This is a genomic window from Kitasatospora sp. NPDC002040 (assembly GCF_040296785.1).
Lineage (GTDB): Bacteria > Actinomycetota > Actinomycetes > Streptomycetales > Streptomycetaceae > Kitasatospora.
In genome coordinates, this window is sequence record NZ_JBEOXV010000003.1 from 1 (window position 1) to 15,765 (window position 15,765).

13 protein-coding genes and 1 tRNA gene are annotated in these 15,765 nt (G+C 73.6%); 4 read left to right on the forward strand and 10 right to left on the reverse strand.

What is annotated here, in order from left to right; all coding sequences use genetic code 11:
• Nucleotides 1–103: 103 nt before the first annotated feature.
• From ABT118_RS10230 to ABT118_RS10265, 8 genes are all read right to left on the reverse strand, one after another.
• Nucleotides 104–1,540 (reverse strand): glycosyltransferase family 39 protein, encoded by a 1,437-nt coding sequence (locus ABT118_RS10230; RefSeq protein ID WP_350655992.1) that lies wholly within the window; start codon nucleotides 1,538–1,540, stop codon nucleotides 104–106.
• 151 nt (nucleotides 1,541–1,691) lie between these two features.
• A complete protein-coding gene (locus ABT118_RS10235) occupies nucleotides 1,692–3,212 on the reverse strand; it encodes a carboxyl transferase domain-containing protein (RefSeq protein ID WP_350656090.1) in 1,521 nt (506 codons plus the stop codon).
• 56 nt (nucleotides 3,213–3,268) lie between these two features.
• Nucleotides 3,269–4,234, reverse strand: coding sequence for a glycine betaine ABC transporter substrate-binding protein (locus tag ABT118_RS10240; protein WP_350656154.1), 966 nt, complete (start codon nucleotides 4,232–4,234; stop codon nucleotides 3,269–3,271).
• The gene (locus ABT118_RS10245; RefSeq protein ID WP_350656235.1) at nucleotides 4,231–4,956 is read right to left on the reverse strand and encodes an ABC transporter permease; all 726 of its coding nucleotides are present in this window, start codon (nucleotides 4,954–4,956) and stop codon (nucleotides 4,231–4,233) included. Before ABT118_RS10245 ends, ABT118_RS10240 begins: the two co-directional genes overlap by 4 nt.
• The gene (locus tag ABT118_RS10250) at nucleotides 4,953–6,167 is read right to left on the reverse strand and encodes a betaine/proline/choline family ABC transporter ATP-binding protein (protein ID WP_350656335.1); all 1,215 of its coding nucleotides are present in this window, start codon (nucleotides 6,165–6,167) and stop codon (nucleotides 4,953–4,955) included. Before ABT118_RS10250 ends, ABT118_RS10245 begins: the two co-directional genes overlap by 4 nt.
• The gene (locus tag ABT118_RS10255; RefSeq protein ID WP_350656461.1) at nucleotides 6,160–6,807 is read right to left on the reverse strand and encodes an ABC transporter permease; all 648 of its coding nucleotides are present in this window, start codon (nucleotides 6,805–6,807) and stop codon (nucleotides 6,160–6,162) included. The genes ABT118_RS10250 and ABT118_RS10255 overlap by 8 nt, the downstream gene beginning before the upstream one ends.
• 102 nt (nucleotides 6,808–6,909) lie before the next feature.
• On the reverse strand, nucleotides 6,910–7,482 hold the full coding sequence (locus tag ABT118_RS10260) for a phosphatase PAP2 family protein (protein WP_350656548.1): 573 nt from the start codon (nucleotides 7,480–7,482) through the stop codon (nucleotides 6,910–6,912).
• Between the two features lie 52 nt (nucleotides 7,483–7,534).
• A complete protein-coding gene (locus tag ABT118_RS10265) occupies nucleotides 7,535–8,836 on the reverse strand; it encodes a diacylglycerol/lipid kinase family protein (RefSeq protein WP_350656664.1) in 1,302 nt (433 codons plus the stop codon).
• Between the two features lie 181 nt (nucleotides 8,837–9,017).
• Between ABT118_RS10265 and ABT118_RS10270 the strand changes: the two genes are divergently transcribed.
• From ABT118_RS10270 to ABT118_RS10280, 3 genes are all read left to right on the forward strand, one after another.
• Nucleotides 9,018–9,503 (forward strand): histidine kinase, encoded by a 486-nt coding sequence (locus ABT118_RS10270; protein ID WP_350656720.1) that lies wholly within the window; start codon nucleotides 9,018–9,020, stop codon nucleotides 9,501–9,503.
• A gap of 68 nt (nucleotides 9,504–9,571) precedes the next feature.
• Nucleotides 9,572–9,644: transfer RNA gene (locus ABT118_RS10275), tRNA-Arg, on the forward strand.
• Nucleotides 9,645–9,858: 214 nt separating this feature from the next.
• On the forward strand, nucleotides 9,859–11,253 hold the full coding sequence (locus tag ABT118_RS10280; protein ID WP_350656748.1) for a ParB/Srx family N-terminal domain-containing protein: 1,395 nt from the start codon (nucleotides 9,859–9,861) through the stop codon (nucleotides 11,251–11,253).
• A 19-nt stretch (nucleotides 11,254–11,272) separates the two neighbouring features.
• On the opposite strand, the gene murJ is transcribed toward ABT118_RS10280, so the two are convergent.
• Nucleotides 11,273–13,228 (reverse strand): murein biosynthesis integral membrane protein MurJ, encoded by a 1,956-nt coding sequence (gene murJ / locus ABT118_RS10285; protein WP_350656808.1) that lies wholly within the window; start codon nucleotides 13,226–13,228, stop codon nucleotides 11,273–11,275.
• Between the two features lie 304 nt (nucleotides 13,229–13,532).
• On the reverse strand, nucleotides 13,533–14,405 hold the full coding sequence (locus ABT118_RS10290; protein ID WP_350656875.1) for a phosphatase PAP2 family protein: 873 nt from the start codon (nucleotides 14,403–14,405) through the stop codon (nucleotides 13,533–13,535).
• Between the two features lie 346 nt (nucleotides 14,406–14,751).
• On the opposite strand from ABT118_RS10290, the gene ABT118_RS10295 reads away from it, so the two are divergent.
• The gene (locus ABT118_RS10295) at nucleotides 14,752–15,723 is read left to right on the forward strand and encodes a sigma-70 family RNA polymerase sigma factor (protein WP_350656942.1); all 972 of its coding nucleotides are present in this window, start codon (nucleotides 14,752–14,754) and stop codon (nucleotides 15,721–15,723) included.
• The last annotated feature ends 42 nt before the right edge of the window (nucleotides 15,724–15,765 follow it).

Genomic DNA, 15,765 nt, shown 5'->3' on the forward strand with positions numbered 1-15,765 from the left:
GCGGTGATCCGCTCGACGTTCTCCGCCTCGTTGTACGTCGGAATGATCACCAGCACCTCACCGAGATCGGCGAAGGAGCTCTCCTGGTCAGCCGTCGTCACGTCTAAGCCTTTCTCACCAGCAGTGACACCGTCAGACCCGGCAGCTGCCGGGTCTGCGTCGGGACGTAGGCCTTCTGCAGGGCCTGGATCTGGTCGCCGGGCAGGCCCTCGTAGGGATCGGCGCTCTTGCCGATGGTAACCAGCCAGGTCCGGGGCGCGTCGCCGAGGCAGGGCTCGGCCACCGGGCAGGGGCGGGCGTACAGGTCCTCGTTCCGGACCGCGTCCCGCTCCACGAACATCGGCGTCGGCCGGACGGAGCCGGGGAGGTAGAAGGTGAGACCAGCCTCCACCATGGCCCAGGCCTGGTTCCCGCCGGCCGTGACCAGCCCGTCGCCCGGGCGGTACCCGGCGGCGATCACCTCGGCCCCGCCGCGGAAGTCCCGGTCGCCGTGCGAGAAGGTGTTGCGCAGTGCCTGCTGCCTGGGGGCGCCGACCACCAGCGGGACGGCGACCAGGGCCAGCGCCGCGGCGACGGCGGCCCGGCGGGGCACCCGGCGGCTCAGCAGGGCCGCCACGGCGGCGATGCCGGCGCCCGCCAGGACGGCCAGGGCGGGCAGGGTGAAGAGCAGGTAGCGCTCTATGAAGTAGGACGTGGTGCCCTGGGAGAGCTGCCAGACCACCAGCGCCGGCAGCACGGCCAGCAGCAGCGCCTGCACCGCGCCCCGGACGAACCGGGGGTGCAGCAGCGCAGGCAGCGCCAGCAGCGCGAAGGCGTACGAGACCCGGGGCGCGTAGAACAGGTCGTGCCAGAGGTACACGAGGTCGTGCACCGAGGGCGCGGGCAGCCAGCCGAGCTGCCGGGCCGACTGCCGGTCGCCGAGGACGGCCACCGGGGAGACCGCGGCCAGCGTGGCCAGCACGGCCAGCGGGAACTGCCACAGCACGTGGGCGGCGCCCGGCTCCCTGCGCCGGCTCCACCAGTGCCCGAGCACCAGCACCAGCTGGCCGGCCAGACTGCTCAGCGAGACCAGGTGGCAGGCCCCGGCCAGGGCCATCGTGAGCGCGTACCCGGACCAGCGCAGCACGCCCGGGCGGTCCAGCGCCCGGAGCAGCAGCCAGCAGGCCGCCGCCACCGCGCAGGTGACCACGGCGTAGGTGCGGATCTCCTGGGCGAACCGGGACACGGTCGGGACGGTGACCAGCAGCAGCCCCGCCGACAGACCGGCCAGGCGGCTGTTGAAGAGCCGCTGCCCGATCAGGGCGGTGAAGGCTGCGGCCCCGGCCATCGCCAGGGCGGACAGCAGCCGCAGGGCGAACACGGAGTCGCCGAACAGCGCGGCCCAGAAGTGCAGGATCACGTAGTAGGTGCCGTTGCTGGCGTCCACGTTGTCCAGCATCCCGAAGAGCTGGTCGAGATCGCGGGTGGCGGCGCTCCAGCTGGAGACCTCGTCCCGCCACAACTCGGGGTCGGTACTGCGGAACAGGCCGACAAGCAGCATGGCGAGGGCAGGAGACAGCCATACGCTGCGCAGGAGAGATCGCACGTGACTCAAGAGCTGATCTGATCATCCGTCGAATTTGGTAACAAATCAGGGATCAGAGTAGCGCGCGAACGATCAGTCCGAAAATCTCCGAACAGTTCCGGTCGGATCAGCTCCCGCCCAGTCGCCGGTTCCGGCGCGCGCGGTCGGTCAGCCGCTGCTCCGCCGGACGGTTCGTCAACTCACCGAGAGCCAGGCCGATCTCCCGGGCGACCCGGGCGGCGAAGGCGGCGGGCTCCGCAGCGGCGTCCGGGTGCTCGGGCACGATCCGGTCCACCAGGCCCGCCGCCACCAGGGCGTCGGCGCCGATGCCCTGGGACCGGGCCAGCTCGGCCGCATGCGTGCCGTCCCGGTGCACGATCGCCGAGGCGCCCTCCGGCGGCAGCGGGGCCAGCCAGCCGTGTTCGGCCGCGAGCACCAGGTCGGCGGGCAGCAGGGCCAGTGCGCCGCCGCCCGAGCCCTGGCCGAGCAGGACCGAGAGCACGGGCGTACGGAGCGCCACCAGGGTGCTGAGGCAGCGGGCGATCTCCACGGCCAGGCCGTCGAGTTCGGCCTGGGCGGAGAGCTCGGCCCCGGACGTGTCCACCAGGGTGACCAGCGGCAGCCCGAGCTGCTCGGCCAGCCGGGCCGTCCGCCGGACGGTGCGCAGGTCGGCGGCGGTGAACGGCCGCTCGGCACCCGGGCGTTGGCCGACCAGTACGGCGGGCTGCCCGCCGAACCTGACCAGGGCCCGGGCCAACGCCGGGTCCGGGGCCGCCAGTTCCAGCCGGCCCGGGTCGGCCGCGGCCAGCACCGCGTCCGTCCCCGGCCGCTCGGGACTGCGGCTGCGGCGGACCGACTCCCAGGCGTCGGCCGGAGCAGGGCCCGGGCCCGGCAGCCGGTCCGCCGCAGCGGGGGCGGGGCCGGCCGGGTCGGTGAGCACCGCGAGCGCCCGCCCGACCGCCCCGGCCAGCTCCTCGGGCGGGACCACCGCGTCGATCAGCCCGCGCGCGGCCAGCGTCTCCGCGAGCTGGACCTCGGCGGGCAGCTCGACCCCGCGCAGCTCCTGGTGCGCCCGGGGGCCGAGGAAGCCCAGCCGGGCGCCCGGCTCGGCCAGCACCAGGTGGCCCAGCGTGCCCCAGGAGGCGAACACCCCGCCCATGGTGGGATTCCGGAGGTAGGTCAGGTACGGCAGCCCGGCCTCCTGGTGGGCCAGCACGGCGGCGCTGATCCGGACCATGCAGAGGAACGCCGCCGTCCCCTCCTGCATCCGGGTCCCGCCCGAGACCGGCAGGGCCAGCAGCGGCAGCCGCTCGGCGGTGGCCCGCTCCACCGCCCTGGTGATCCGCTCGGCGGTGGCCACCCCGATCGAGCCGCCCAGGAAGCCGAACTCGGAGACCACCACGGCCACCGGCCGCCCGCCCAGCAGGCCGCGCCCGGTGGTCACCGCCTCGTCCAGCCCGGTGCGCTCCCGGGCCCGCCCCAGTGCGGCCCCGTACGCCTCGTCAGCGCCGTCGTGCCGGACCGGCTCGTCCCAGCATCTGAAACTCCCGGCGTCCAGCAGCAGCCCGATCATCCGATCCGCCGTCAACTCGCACTCCCCGTGGTGATCCGTCGTCAGCGCATCCTTGCCCGGTGCGGGCGCCGTCATGACCGCCGGGGTGCGTGTCGGTGATCACTGTCGGCGCGGCGGCCGGTCCCCGGTGGTCAGTCCCCGGTGATGAAGCCCTGGTCGATCAGCCACTGCCGGGCCACCGCGCGCGGGTCCTCGCCGTCCACGTCCACCCGGGAGTTGAGCTGCTGCGCGACGGTGTTGTCGAGCTTCGCGGAGACCGGGTCGAGCAGGTCGGCCAGCACCGGGTACCTGGCCAGGGTGGCGCTGTTCAGCTCGGGGGCGGCGTTGTAGTTGGGGAAGTAGTGCCGGTCGTCCTCCAGCACCTTCAGCCCGAGCGCCGCGATCCGGCCGTCGGTGCTGTAGACGTCGCCGAGCAGGCAGGAGGAGCCGTCCGCGACCGTGGTGTAGACGATCCCGGCGTCCATGGTGCGCACGTTGGAACGCGGCACGGTCATCCCGTACGCGGCCGTGACCCCGGGCAGGCCGTCGTCCCGGACGCTGAACTCGTTGTCCACGCAGAGCGTCACGGCCGACGGGTCGCGGTGCGAGAGCGCCGCCAGGTCGGAGAGGGTGTGCAGCCCGTACTTCGTCACGTTGGCGGCGTTCCCCGCGAAGGCGTAGGTGTCGTTCAGCGCGGACTGCGGCAGCCAGGTGATCCCGTTGGCCAGGTCGGCGTCGTGCACCGCCTGCCACTGCGCCTGCGGGTCGGTGATCGGCTCGGTGTGGCCGAGGTAGGTGATCCAGCCGGTGCCGGTGTACTCGTACATCGCGTCGGCGGTGCCGGAGACGATCGCCTGCCGGGCGCCGATCGAGCCGGAGATGTTGGTGCGGTCGGTCACCTCGGCGCCGGCGGCCGTCCAGACCAGGCCGATCATCTCGGCCAGGATGACGTTCTCGGTGAAGTTCTTCGAGGCGATGGTGAGCGAGGCACCCGCCAGCGGGCGCCCCTGGCCGAGCGAGCCCGGGTGCACGTCGGCCGGGATCACGCTGCCGCTGTGCAGCCCGCAGCCGGCCAGCAGCAGCGCGCCCACGGCGGCCAGCACCCCGAGCCGCCTCACTCCAGGCCCCGGGGGCTGAGCCGGAGTTCGGCCAGCGAGGCGAGCCAGTCCACCAGCAGGGCCAGGCAGACGGTGAGCACCGCGCCGACCACCAGCACCCTGGTCCGCTGGGTGGTGATGCCCGCTGTGATCAGGTTGCCCAGACCGCCGCCGCCGGCGAACGAGGCCAGCGTCCCGGTGCCGACGTTCAGCACCAGCGCGGTCCGCACCCCGGCCAGGATCAGCGGGACGGCCAGCGGGAGTTCGACCCGGGCCAGCACCCCGGGCGGCGACATCCCGATGCCCTTCGCGGCGTCCAGCAGCGCCGGGTCGATCGCCCGCAGCCCCGCCATGGTGTTGCTGAGCACCGGCAGCACCGCGTACGCCACCATCGCGACCAGCGCCGTCCTGGCCCCGATCCCCAGCCAGAAGGTGAGCAGCGCCAGCAGGCCGATCGCCGGGGTGGCCTGGCCCAGGTTGGCCAGCACCACCGCCAGCGGGGCGGCCGGGCGGGCGAACCGCCGGGTCAGCAGCACCCCGGCGGGCAGCGCCAGCACCAGCACGAAGAAGGTGGAGACGGCGGTCAGTTCGACCTGCTGCCAGAGGTAGAGCCGGACCTGGCCGCCTTCCAGCGCGTTCCGCTCGATCGAGTCCAGCGGGGCGTTCACGATCCACAGGTAGGTGGCGAGCAGCACCGCGGCGAGCACGGCCGGGGTGGTGAGCAGCTTGGCCCGGGTGATCACTGGCCCTCCAACTCCTGCCGGGTGTGCGGCTGCTGGTGCCCGATCAGCTCCTCCTGACCCTCCAGCGCGGCCAGCCGGTCCGCCTCCAGCAGCTCGTGCACCGAGTTCAGCAGCGTCTCCATGTCCACCACGCCCTGGTACTCGCCGCGCCGCCCGGTGATCGCCACCCGGCCCGAACTGTCCGTCAGCACCGCCTCCAGCGCGTCCCGCAGGGTGGCGTCCCGGCTCACCGTGTGGGTCACCGGCGTGCCGGCCCGGGCCAGCGAACCCCGGGCCCGGGCCAGGTCGCCCCGGCGCAGCCACTTGTACGGGCGGCGGTGCCGGTCCAGCACCATCAGCTCGCTGACCCCGCCGATCCGCAGCCGGTTGAAGATCACCTGGAGCGGCTCGTCGGCCGAGACGGCCGGGTACTCGGCCACCCCGACATCGCGGACCCGGGTCAGGTTGAGCCGCTTCAGCGCCGCGCCCGCCCCGACGAAGCCGGACACGAAGTCGTCCGCCGGATTGGTCAGGATCGCCTCCGGGGTGTCGAACTGGGCGATCCTGGACTGCTCCCGCAGCACCGCGATCCGGTCGCCCAGCTTGATCGCCTCGTCGAAGTCGTGGGTGACGAAGACGATGGTCTTGTGCAGCTCGTGCTGGAGCCGGATCAGCTCGTCCTGGAGGTGGTCCCGGGTGATCGGGTCCACCGCGCCGAACGGCTCGTCCATCAGCAGCACCGGCGGGTCCGCCGCCAGCGCCCTGGCCACCCCGACCCGCTGCTGCTGGCCGCCGGAGAGCCGGCGCGGGTAGCGGTCGTGGAACTCGCGCGGGTCCAGGCCGACCAGGTCGAGCATCTCCTCCACCCGGTCCCTGATCCGCTGCTTCCCCCAGCCGAGCATCCGCGGCACCTGGGCGATGTTCTCCGCCACGGTCAGGTGCGGGAACAGCCCCGAGGACTGGATCGCGTACCCGATCCGGCGGCGCAGCTTCACCGGGTCGATGTCGGTGACGTCCTCGCCGCCGATCCTGATCCGGCCCGAGGACGGCTCGATCAGCCGGTTGACCATCCGCAGCGTGGTGCTCTTGCCGCAGCCGGACGGGCCGACCAGGACCACCGTCTCGCCCGCCGCGATCTCCATGCTGACCGAGTCCACCGCCGGGTTCGCGCTGCCCGGGTAGCGCTTGGTCAGCTGCTCCAGCTCGATGGTCGCGCCGGTGACGTCAGCCATGCAGTCCTCGCGATACCGTCAGGCGCCCCAGCAGCACGAGCGCGGCGTCGAACAGCAGCGCCAGGACGACGATGCCCAGGGTGCCGGCCAGCACCTCGTTGAGTGCGTTGGCGCTGCCCAGGCTCGCCAGCCCGGAGAAGATCTCGTTGCCCAGACCGGGCCCCGAGGCGAACGCGGCGATCGCCAGGATGCCCATGCTCAGCTGGGTGGAGACCCGGATGCCCGCCAGGATCACCGGCCAGGCGATCGGCAGCTCCACCTTCAGCAGCCGCGCCGTCCCGGTCATCCCGATCCCCCTGGCCGCGTCCACCAGGGTGGGGTCGACCCCGCGCAGGCCGACGATCGCGTTCCGCACGATCGGCAGCAGCGCGTACAGCACCAGCGCCGTGACGGTCGGCGGGACACCGAGGCCGAGCACCGGGATCAGCAGGCCCAGCAGCGCGTACGAGGGGAGGGTCAGGATCGTCCCGGTGGTCAGCACCGCGATCCGGCCGCCGCGCTCGCTCCGGTACGTCAGCGCCCCGATCGCCACCCCGGCCAGGGCGGCCACCACCATGCACTGGAACACCGCGCTGGCGTGCTGGAAGGCATCCGAGAGCAGCTGCTCCCGACGGCTGCTGACGTACTCCCAGAAGTCCACCTCCCCATCACACCCCGTCAGGCCGCCCCGCACCCGCCGGGATCAGCCATCCGGGCCGCTGCGGCGGGCCGCGGTCGGCCGCAGCGGACGGGGCCCGGCGGCTCAGGTCAGGGCGATCCGGACGGCGGTGGCGGAGGCGACGCCGAGCAGGGACCCGGCCACCACGTCGCCCGGGTAGTGGACGCCGGTGTGCACCCGGGAGTACGACACGGCGGCTGCCAGCAGGCACAGCGGCACCGCCGTGCGGGGGAGTTCGGCCCCCACCGCGACCGCGAAGGCGAAGGCCGAGGCGGAGTGGCCGGACGGGAACGAGGCCGAGCTGGGCATCGGCACGTGCCGGGCCTCGGGCACCAGCGCCCCGAGCCGGTCCGGCCGCTCCCGCCGGACCAGGTTCTTGCCGAGCAGGTTGGCCGCCGCCGAGGCCACCCCGATCGCGGCGACGCCGAGCAGCGCCGCCCGCCGGGCCGGACCGCCCCGGAGGGCCAGCAGCCCGGCCAGCGCGAACGAGATCTTCGAGTGGTTCGCGGCGTGCGAGAGCCGCCGCATCACCCCGTCCAGTGCAGGCGTGGGCGTGATCGCGACCGCGCCGTACACCGCCCGGTCCAGGGCCGCCAGGTCCAGCACCGCAGGGCCTGGCTGCGGCGGCCACCATCCACCGGTCGTCGGGCTACGCATCGTTCGCCACCTTCCTGTCCGCTCCGTTCATCCTTGCGCACCACGGCCCTGCTCAGCGTCCCAGGGCCAGCCGCCCCACCCGGCGCCAGTCCCGCAGTGGGGCGACCGCCGTGGCACCGGGACGGTCGCGGGGGACCAGCACCCGCAGCGCCCCCGGCCGGATCTCGCACTTGACCGGGGTCGGCAGGGTGAGCGCCTCGCCGTCGACGGCCACCGGGATGGTCCCGTTGTCGGCCGTGACGGTCACCTGCCGGGCCGTCAGCACCGTCAGGCCCTGCGCCTGTTCGCCGCGCAGGGCCAGCTCGGCGGCCTGGGCCGCGCCCTCCAGCTTCACGCCGATCACCCCGAGCCGGCCGGCGTCCAGCCGGGGGCGGCTGCCCGCACCCAGCAGGTCGCCGGTCTCGTACGCGTTGTTGCTGACCAGCAGCGCCTGCGGGTCCTCCAGCCGGGTGTCGTCCGCCTGGGCGGTGAGCCGGGCGCCGATCCGGTTGGCCAGCAGGTCGGGCAGCGCGCCGAGCGCGGTGGCCGCCTTGGACTCCCGGTACTCCGGGCTCTGCACGATCTCGGCGTACGCGCCGAAGGAGACCGTGTTGACGAACGGCCGCCCCGCCACCGCACCGAGGTCGACCCGCAGTTCGACCCCGTCGGTGAGGGCGTCCAGGCAGCGGGACGGGTCGGTCCGGTCCAGGCCCAGGTCCATCGCGAAGTGATTCCGGGTGCCGGCCGAGATCACCAGGAACGGCAGCCGGTGCTCGGCCGCCACCGCCGCGACCAGGGCCTGGGTGCCGTCGCCGCCCGCCACCCCGAGCAGGTCGGCGCCGTCCCGGACGGCCTGCTGCGCCAGCTCGGACACGTCCTGCCCGTCGAGCAGCACCACCCGGGCGCCCAGCGCCTCGGCCTTCGCCACCAGGTCGAACTTCCCGACCTTCCCGTCGCCGGACTTCGGGTTCATGATGAGCACCGGCCGGACCGGCCGCCGGGCCGAGGTCTCCCGGGCCGTCCGCTGCCTGCGGTCCTGCCGCAGCGCCCCGGCCGCGGACGTCATCGCCCCGGTCCACAGCGCCACCGCCGCCAGCGCGGCGACCCCCATCCCGCTGTTCACCAGGAAGCCCAGCACCCAGAGCGGCGCCGCCACCGCGAGCACCGCCCCGAACAGCCGCACCGGCCCCCGGTAGGCCAGCGCCCACCAGACCCCGGCCGCCGCCACCGCCAGTCCGACCAGCCCGGCCAGCACCACGCCGAGGCCGCGCAGCCCGATCATCGCGACCAGCACCACCGCCGCCGCCCCGGCGCAGCCGACCGCCACCCGTGCCAACCGCTGCGCCCGCACCGCACCCTCCACCGACCGCTCCATTCCGGTTCCCTCCCGATCCTGCCCCAAGCCCGTCAACACATCCCCCTCGCCACGACGCCGGAGTGACGTCCCGTCGGTTCCGCCCGCACCCTGAATGGTCCTCGCCTGTGGCACCGCCCCGGCTGCTGTGTCCAGGATGACGTGACACCGCCGCACACCGCCGCCGACCGATCGGAACGCGATGACCGACCAGCACAACGTGGTTCTGCTCGCCTTCGCCGACCCCGCGGCCGGCCGGGCCGCCCTGGAGCAGGCCAAGCACCTGCCGGGGCTGCGCCAGGCGGCGGTGCTGGAGCGTTCGGCGGAGGGCCTGCTGGAGATGGGCGAGAGCTTCGCCCGGGGCGCGGGCGTCCCGACGGTCGGGTCCGGCGTGGTCGGCGGGCTGATCGGCATGCTGGGCGGACCGGTCGGCGCCTTCCTCGGCTTCGCGGCCGGGGCCGCCCTCGGCAACGCGGCCGAGGAGGAGCGGAGCGCCACCGGCGGTGCCGGGCTGATCGTGCTCGGCCCCCGGGTGGAGGACGGCACCGGGCTGCTCGTCCTCGACATCAAGGAGGCCTCGCCGGAGCCCGCCGACCGGTTCGCCGCCGAGCACGGGGCCACCGTCGACCGCCTCCCGGCCGAGGAGTTCGCCGAACAGGTCAAGGCCGCCGAGCAGGCCGCCGACTGATCCCGGCGCCGGAACCAGCTATAGGGAGGGGCGCCCGGGGCGTGATCCGCTAGTCTGTCATCGGTCACGCCTCATTAGCTCAGGGGATAGAGCACGGCTCTCCTAAAGCCGGTGTCGCAGGTTCGAATCCTGCATGGGGCACAGTGATGACAGCGCCGCAGGCCCTCCACCCGACGGGGACGGAGGGCCTGCGGCGTTCCTGTTTCCGCAGTGTCCGAGATGTGGACGGCCGACGAACAGGGTTCATCCGCCCGCCGTTCCGGGGTCACCCTGCGGTCACCGGTTGAGGCGGGGCCGGTGGGTTGATATGCGCCAGCAGCGACTGCTTGCCAGCCATCGACCCGCAGGAGAACCCATGAGCACCGGCTCCGCCCCCGCACCCTTCCTGCCGCGTCGCCGCCCGGGCCGCGCACTGCTCGCCGCCGCCGCGGCCGGCGTGCTCGCGCTGGGCGGCCTGGCCGGGCTGGCCGGCCCGGCGGCGGCGGCCAGCGGTGCGGGCGGCTCCACCGCGGCGGCCCTGCGGGCCCAGCCCGGCGACCTGCTGGACGTGAGCCTGGGTCAGCTGCGCCCGACCCAGTCCTCGATCGGCTACGACGAGGTCTACTACAAGCTCGGCCGCTACGGCTCGCCCAAGGACGAGCTGAACGGCAACATCAACAAGCGCTTCGACGACTGGTGCGAGACCAACGGCCAGGGCGTGGCCGCCACGGTGCAGCCGGGCGCCCGGATCGCCGACCCGGCCAGCTTCACCTGCACCATCGCGATCGGCCAGGAGACCGAGGCCAGCCGCGCCGAGATGAAGACCGTCGTGGTCGGCCCGGGCGGAGCGCTGTACCTGACGGACGGCCACCACACCCTGACCTCCTTCCTGGAGGCCCGGGACGGCGGCCCGCAGCTGCACATCCGCCTGATCGTCCAGGCCAACTTCAGCGACCTGTCGCCGACCGCGTTCTGGCAGGCCATGCAGGAGCGGAACTGGGTCCGGCTGGTGGACGAGCAGAACCGGCCGGTCACCGTCGCGGAGCTGCCGCAGCACCTGGGCCTGGCGTACTTCCACGACGACGCGTACCGCAGCCTGGTCTACTTCACCCGCGACATCGGCTACGCGGTGCCGGCCGACGCGGCCGAGTACCTGGAGTTCGTCTGGGGCGACTGGCTGCGCGCCCAGGGCATCGCCCTGCCCGGCTCGTACAACCCGACCGACGCCGCCTCGTACCTGGCGGCGGTCCGGACGGCCTCGCAGGCCATGTCGGCCGTGCCCGGGGACACCGTGATCGGGGGCCGCACCGCCGACCAGCTGGGCCGGATGGCCGCGTGGAACGCCGGCAAGAAGCCCACCGGTGGTGAGTTCGGCAAGCTGAGCGCCCCGATCACCGAGGCCAAGCCCGGCAAGATCGCCTACGCGCTGGCCTTCCGGGCCCAGGTCCCGACCGGCCCGGCGTGCACCACCACGGTGACGGGCCGTCACACCGGCCCGCTGGTGGTCGGCAGCGGCACCACCTGCCTGACCGGTGCTCAGCAGACCGGCCCGGTCGTGGTCCGCGCCGGGGCGAGCCTGGTGGTCAAGGGTTCGGACATCACCGGCCCGGTCCAGGCGGTCGGTGCCGGCACGGTGCAGCTCTGCGGGACCGTCCTGACCGGCCCGCTGAGCGTGGTGGCCACCCGGGACCGGCTGACCCTGACCGCCCCCGGCTGCACCCCGAACACCTTCAACGGCCCGGTCCAGCTGGTCGGCAACCCGGTCTCCTGACCCGGTCGACCGCTCCCCGTCAGCGGCGGTGCTTGCCGCCGCTGACGGCCGGAGCCGGGTAGGGGATGCGCAGCTTGCGGGCCAGCGGGGCGACCGCCGCACCCGCACCGAGCGGCCGGGCCAGCAGCAGCACCGAGACCAGGACGGCGAGCGGGCCCAGCACCAGCGCGGCCAGTGCGGCCACCGCACCGCCGTCCAGCGCCGAGTCGAGCCGGCCGGTCAGCCAGTAGGCGGCCAGTGCGCCCGGGGCGCAGGCCAGTGCCAGTGCCAGGTGCAGCAGGACCAGCCGGCCGCCGTCCAGGCCGCTGCGGATCCGGGCCCGGCGGCCGGTACCGAAGTCGACGGTGGCGTCGGCGGGCAGCTCGGTGACGACGGCGGCGCCCTCGCGGCGCAGCCGGCGGCCCAGCGCGCGTCCGGTGATGGCCGCGCTGATCAGCACCGCGGCGGTGTGGGCGCCCGCCATCCCGATGATGATCCAGCGGCTCGGCAGCACCAGGAAGGCGACCCAGGAGAGCAGCACGTTGCTGCCCGAGGTCACCGTGGTGAGCCAGAACGGCGTCCGGGCGTCGCTCATCGCGTAGAAGCCGCGGGCCAGCGCGTACTGGGCGCAGAACGCGGGCAGGCCGAGCGCGAAGGCCATCAGGACCTGCGTCATCACCTCGATGTCCGGGTCCGACACGTTGCCGTGGCCGTAGGCGAGGGTGACGATCGGCGCGGCCAGCGCCAGGAAGATCGCGGAGGCGGGGACGATCATCCCGGCCGAGTTCCGCAGGGTCAGCGCGAGCTCCGCACCCACCTCCTCGAACCGGCCCGCGGTGACCGAGCGGGACATGCCCGGCAGGATCGCGGTGACCAGCGAGACCGTGATGATGCCCTGCGGGACGATGAAGAGCAGGTAGGCGTTGTTGTAGGCGGTGTAGCCGAGGCCCTGGGTGAGTCCGTCGGCCTGGGCCTGCGACAGGGCGCCGGTGGCCAGGTTGGTGATGCCGAGGAAGGCGAGCTGGGTGACCGCCACCAGGAGCAGCGCCCAGCCGGCCGCCCGCAGCGGGGTGGTCAGCCCGGAGCCGCGCCAGTCGAACCGCGGCCGGTAGCGGAAGCCGGAGGAGCGCAGCGAGGGCAGCAGGGCCAGCGCCTGGAGCAGGATGCCCAGGGCGCTGCCGAGCCCGAGCAGCATGGTCGCGCCGGCGGAGACGTCCTTCGCGGTGGTGGCGTGCGCGTAGATCCCCAGGTAGAGCCCGAAGACGGCGATCACCACGACGTTGTTGAGCACCGGGGCCCACATCATCGCGCCGAACCTGTCCCGCGAGTTGAGCACCTGGCCGAGCAGGCCGAAGACGCCGTAGAACAGGATCGCGGGGAGGCAGTACCGGGCCAGCGCGATGGTCAGCTCGCGCTGGACGGCGTCCTCGGGCCGGTAGTTGGTGTAGGCGTCGACGATCATCGGGGCGCAGGTGAAGGCCACCGCGGTGATCGCGATCAGCACCACGCCACAGACCGTCAGGAGCCGGTTGGTGTAGGCGACGCCGCGGTCCTCGTGGGTCTGCGCGGCCCGCACCAGCTCGGGGACGAAGACGGAGTTGAGCACGCCGCCGATCAGCATGATGAAGATCGTGTTCGGCAGCATGGTGGCCACCGCGTAGCCGTCGGCGAGGGCGCCGGTGCTGAGTGCGGCGGCGATCACCCCGGCGCGGACGAAGCCGAGGGCGCGGGAGGTGAGCGAGCCGAGCGCCATGATCAGGCCGTTGCGGGCGGTGGAGCTCGCCCCGGCGGCCTTGGCGGGCTCGGCCGGCGGCGCCACCGGGGGAGCCGGGGGCGGCGGGGGGTACGGCAGGCGGGGGGTGGGGACGTGCCGACCGAGCTGGACGGTGGGCTGCCCCGGACCCGGCACGGGCTGGTCGTCGGATATCTGACGCAGCGGCATGGTGGGCGGGTCGCCGTACGGGCCGGCGGGCCCGTCCGTCGTGTGCATGGTCATTCGCCCCCGTCGCTCGGTACCTGGGCAGTGGACGTGCGGTTGCTGTGCGGCGACTGCCCGGCCCGGGCCGGGCGCAGGCACGCCCAGCCGCAGCAGTCTGCCTCACCACGGCACCCGGTGGGGAGATCCGTGCCGTGTGCCCGACATCTCCCGGCAGGTGGGAGCGGGTGCGGCCGGGCGCCCCGGACTGTCGTGAAAGTGGTGGTTGTGCCTGATATTTCCGGTGCTGACGGGGATCGATTCGGCGAGTGGGCCCCTGTGCCTTCCCGTCGGGCGCTCTTGTGGAACGGGAATGTGACGCTTCTCACGGTCCGTCAGGTCGGCCGTGCGGGGCCTGATGGGCCGGTTCCGGGGCGGCTCCGGGCTCGGGGGCGAGGTCGGGGTCGAGGTCGGGACGGGGGCTGCCGGTGGCGAGGACGCGCTGCACCCGGGGCCTGGTCCGCCAGTCGACCCGGCGGACGTCCCGGGAGAGGGCGCCCGGGCGCCAGAGCTCGACGGCCAGGGTGACCGAGCCGACCACCACGGCGGCGGCCAGCCAGCCGGCCGGTACGTCGCTCGGCCAGTGCAGGCCGAGCGCGATCCTGGTCCAGCCGATCGCGAGCACGGCGAGGCCGGCGGCGGTGCAGGCGACCGCCCGCCCGGCCCGGTTGGCCCGGGGCCAGACCAGGATCACCAGGGCGGCGCAGGTGATCCCGGAGGCGAGCGCGTGGCCGGAGGGGAACGCGTACCCGTCCGCCTGCGCGACCTGGGCGGCGAAGCGCGGCCGCTCCCGGCCCACGGCGTGCTCGCCCAGGCGCTCGGCCGCCCAGCCGACCAGGATCAGGGCGGCGGCCCAGCCGCCGAGCACCCGGGCGCCGATCGCCCAGAGCCAGGCCGCCGCCACCCCGAGCAGCACCCGCATGGTGACGGTGCTGCCGATGTCGGCGAGGGTCTGCATGGAGGCGGTCCAGATGTTGTGCCGCAGGGCGTAGCCGTGCAGGGAGCCCGCCCAGCCCTGGTCGAGCCGGGCCAGCGGCCCCCAGTGGCTCGTCGCCAGGACCAGCAGCAGGCCCAGCAGCAGGGCCGCGCCCAGGGTGAGCGCCGAGCCGGTCAGCAGTCGCTGCCGGCGGCGCGCGGTGGGATCGGCGACGCCCCGGGGCCCGGGGGCGGTGCGGGTGCCGTCGATGGGCGGGTACATGGCTGACACCTTCCCAGGGGGAGTGCGGTATCCGGCCCCGGACCGATAGCGATTTGGCATCTTTTGTGGGGAGAAGCTGCGGACGGGCACCGTCGTTCGTTGACGGAGTGGTGCGGCTGCCTTCGGCACTCCGGGTCGATGCCCGGTCACCCGCTGTCGATGATCGCGTGCGAAAAGTCGCAGGATACTGCATCGGCGGAAGAAACTGGGTGAGTTGGGAATGTTGTCCGAATTCTGTGCGTTGGATCGTTACGTGTGAGCCTCTCCGAGGCCCGCATCTCTTTGCCCCGGCTCCCATTCGGCGGGGCGAGATCCGCAGACCGGCACCAGCAGCAAGGGAGCAAGCATGGCCACTCGTGCCGTCGTTCGCGACAGGGCCGACCGGACTCGCGCGGCCCGCCCGAACAACCTTGAGGCCGACCGTGACCTCGTCGGCATGTACCTCGACGAGATCGCCAGGACGCCGCTGCTCGACGCCGCCGAGGAGGTCGAGCTCTCGCTCCGGATCGAGGCCGGCGTCTACGCCCAGCACCTGCTGGACCAACCGTCGCTGCCCAAGGGCAGCAAGCGGGAGGAGCTGGAGGCGATAGCCGAGGACGCCGAGCGCGCCAAGGACGTCTTCATCAGGTCGAACCTCCGACTGGTGGTGGCGGTGGCCCGCCGCTACCCGCGCAGCGGTCTCCCACTGCTGGACCTGATCCAGGAGGGGAACGCGGGCCTGGTCCGCGCGGTCGAGAAGTTCGACTACGCGAAGGGCTTCAAGTTCTCCACCTACGCGACCTGGTGGATCCGGCAGGCGATCACCCGGTCGATCGCTGACCAGTCCCGCACCATCCGGCTGCCCGTCCACCTGGTGGAGGAGCTCGGCCGGATCCGGCGGGTGCAGCGGGAGAAGGCGAAGGAGTTGGGCCGCGAGCCCGATCCGGCCGAGGTCGCGGCGGAGCTGGACACGACCGAGCAGCGCGTCAAGGACGTGCTGGACTGGGCCCGGGACCCGGTCAGTCTGAACATGGCGGTCGACGACGAGGGCGAGACCCAGTTCGGCGACCTGGTGGAGGACACCGGGGCGGTCTCTCCGGAGGACGCCGTGATGGTGATGCTCCGCCGGGAGGAGCTGGACGACCTGATCGGCCGGCTGGACGACCGCACGGCCTCGATCATCCGGTCCCGGTACGGCATGGAGGACGGCCGCGAGCGGACGCTCACCGAGGTCGGCAAGCAGCACGGGCTGACCAGGGAGCGGATCCGGCAGATCGAGAAGCACGCGCTGGCGGAGCTGAAGAAGATCGCCGACCACGCGGGCTTCGAAGCCGCCTGACCCGATCGGACACCTGACGGACCCTGGCGGGGCTTCGGCCCC

Excerpts from the sequence above, each read along its gene's own strand:
- ABT118_RS10230 (WP_350655992.1), bottom strand. The coding sequence starts at position 1,540 with ATGCTGCTTGTCGGCCTGTTCCGCAGTACCGACCCCGAGTTGTGGCGG.
- ABT118_RS10235 (WP_350656090.1), bottom strand. The coding sequence starts at position 3,212 with ATGACGGCGCCCGCACCGGGCAAGGATGCGCTGACGACGGATCACCAC.
- ABT118_RS10250 (WP_350656335.1), bottom strand. The coding sequence starts at position 6,167 with ATGGCTGACGTCACCGGCGCGACCATCGAGCTGGAGCAGCTGACCAAG.
- ABT118_RS10260 (WP_350656548.1), bottom strand. The coding sequence starts at position 7,482 with ATGCGTAGCCCGACGACCGGTGGATGGTGGCCGCCGCAGCCAGGCCCT.
- ABT118_RS10265 (WP_350656664.1), bottom strand. The coding sequence starts at position 8,836 with ATGGAGCGGTCGGTGGAGGGTGCGGTGCGGGCGCAGCGGTTGGCACGG.
- ABT118_RS10270 (WP_350656720.1), top strand. The coding sequence starts at position 9,018 with ATGACCGACCAGCACAACGTGGTTCTGCTCGCCTTCGCCGACCCCGCG.
- ABT118_RS10280 (WP_350656748.1), top strand. The coding sequence starts at position 9,859 with ATGAGCACCGGCTCCGCCCCCGCACCCTTCCTGCCGCGTCGCCGCCCG.
- murJ (WP_350656808.1), bottom strand. The coding sequence starts at position 13,228 with ATGACCATGCACACGACGGACGGGCCCGCCGGCCCGTACGGCGACCCG.
- ABT118_RS10290 (WP_350656875.1), bottom strand. The coding sequence starts at position 14,405 with ATGTACCCGCCCATCGACGGCACCCGCACCGCCCCCGGGCCCCGGGGC.
- ABT118_RS10295 (WP_350656942.1), top strand. The coding sequence starts at position 14,752 with ATGGCCACTCGTGCCGTCGTTCGCGACAGGGCCGACCGGACTCGCGCG.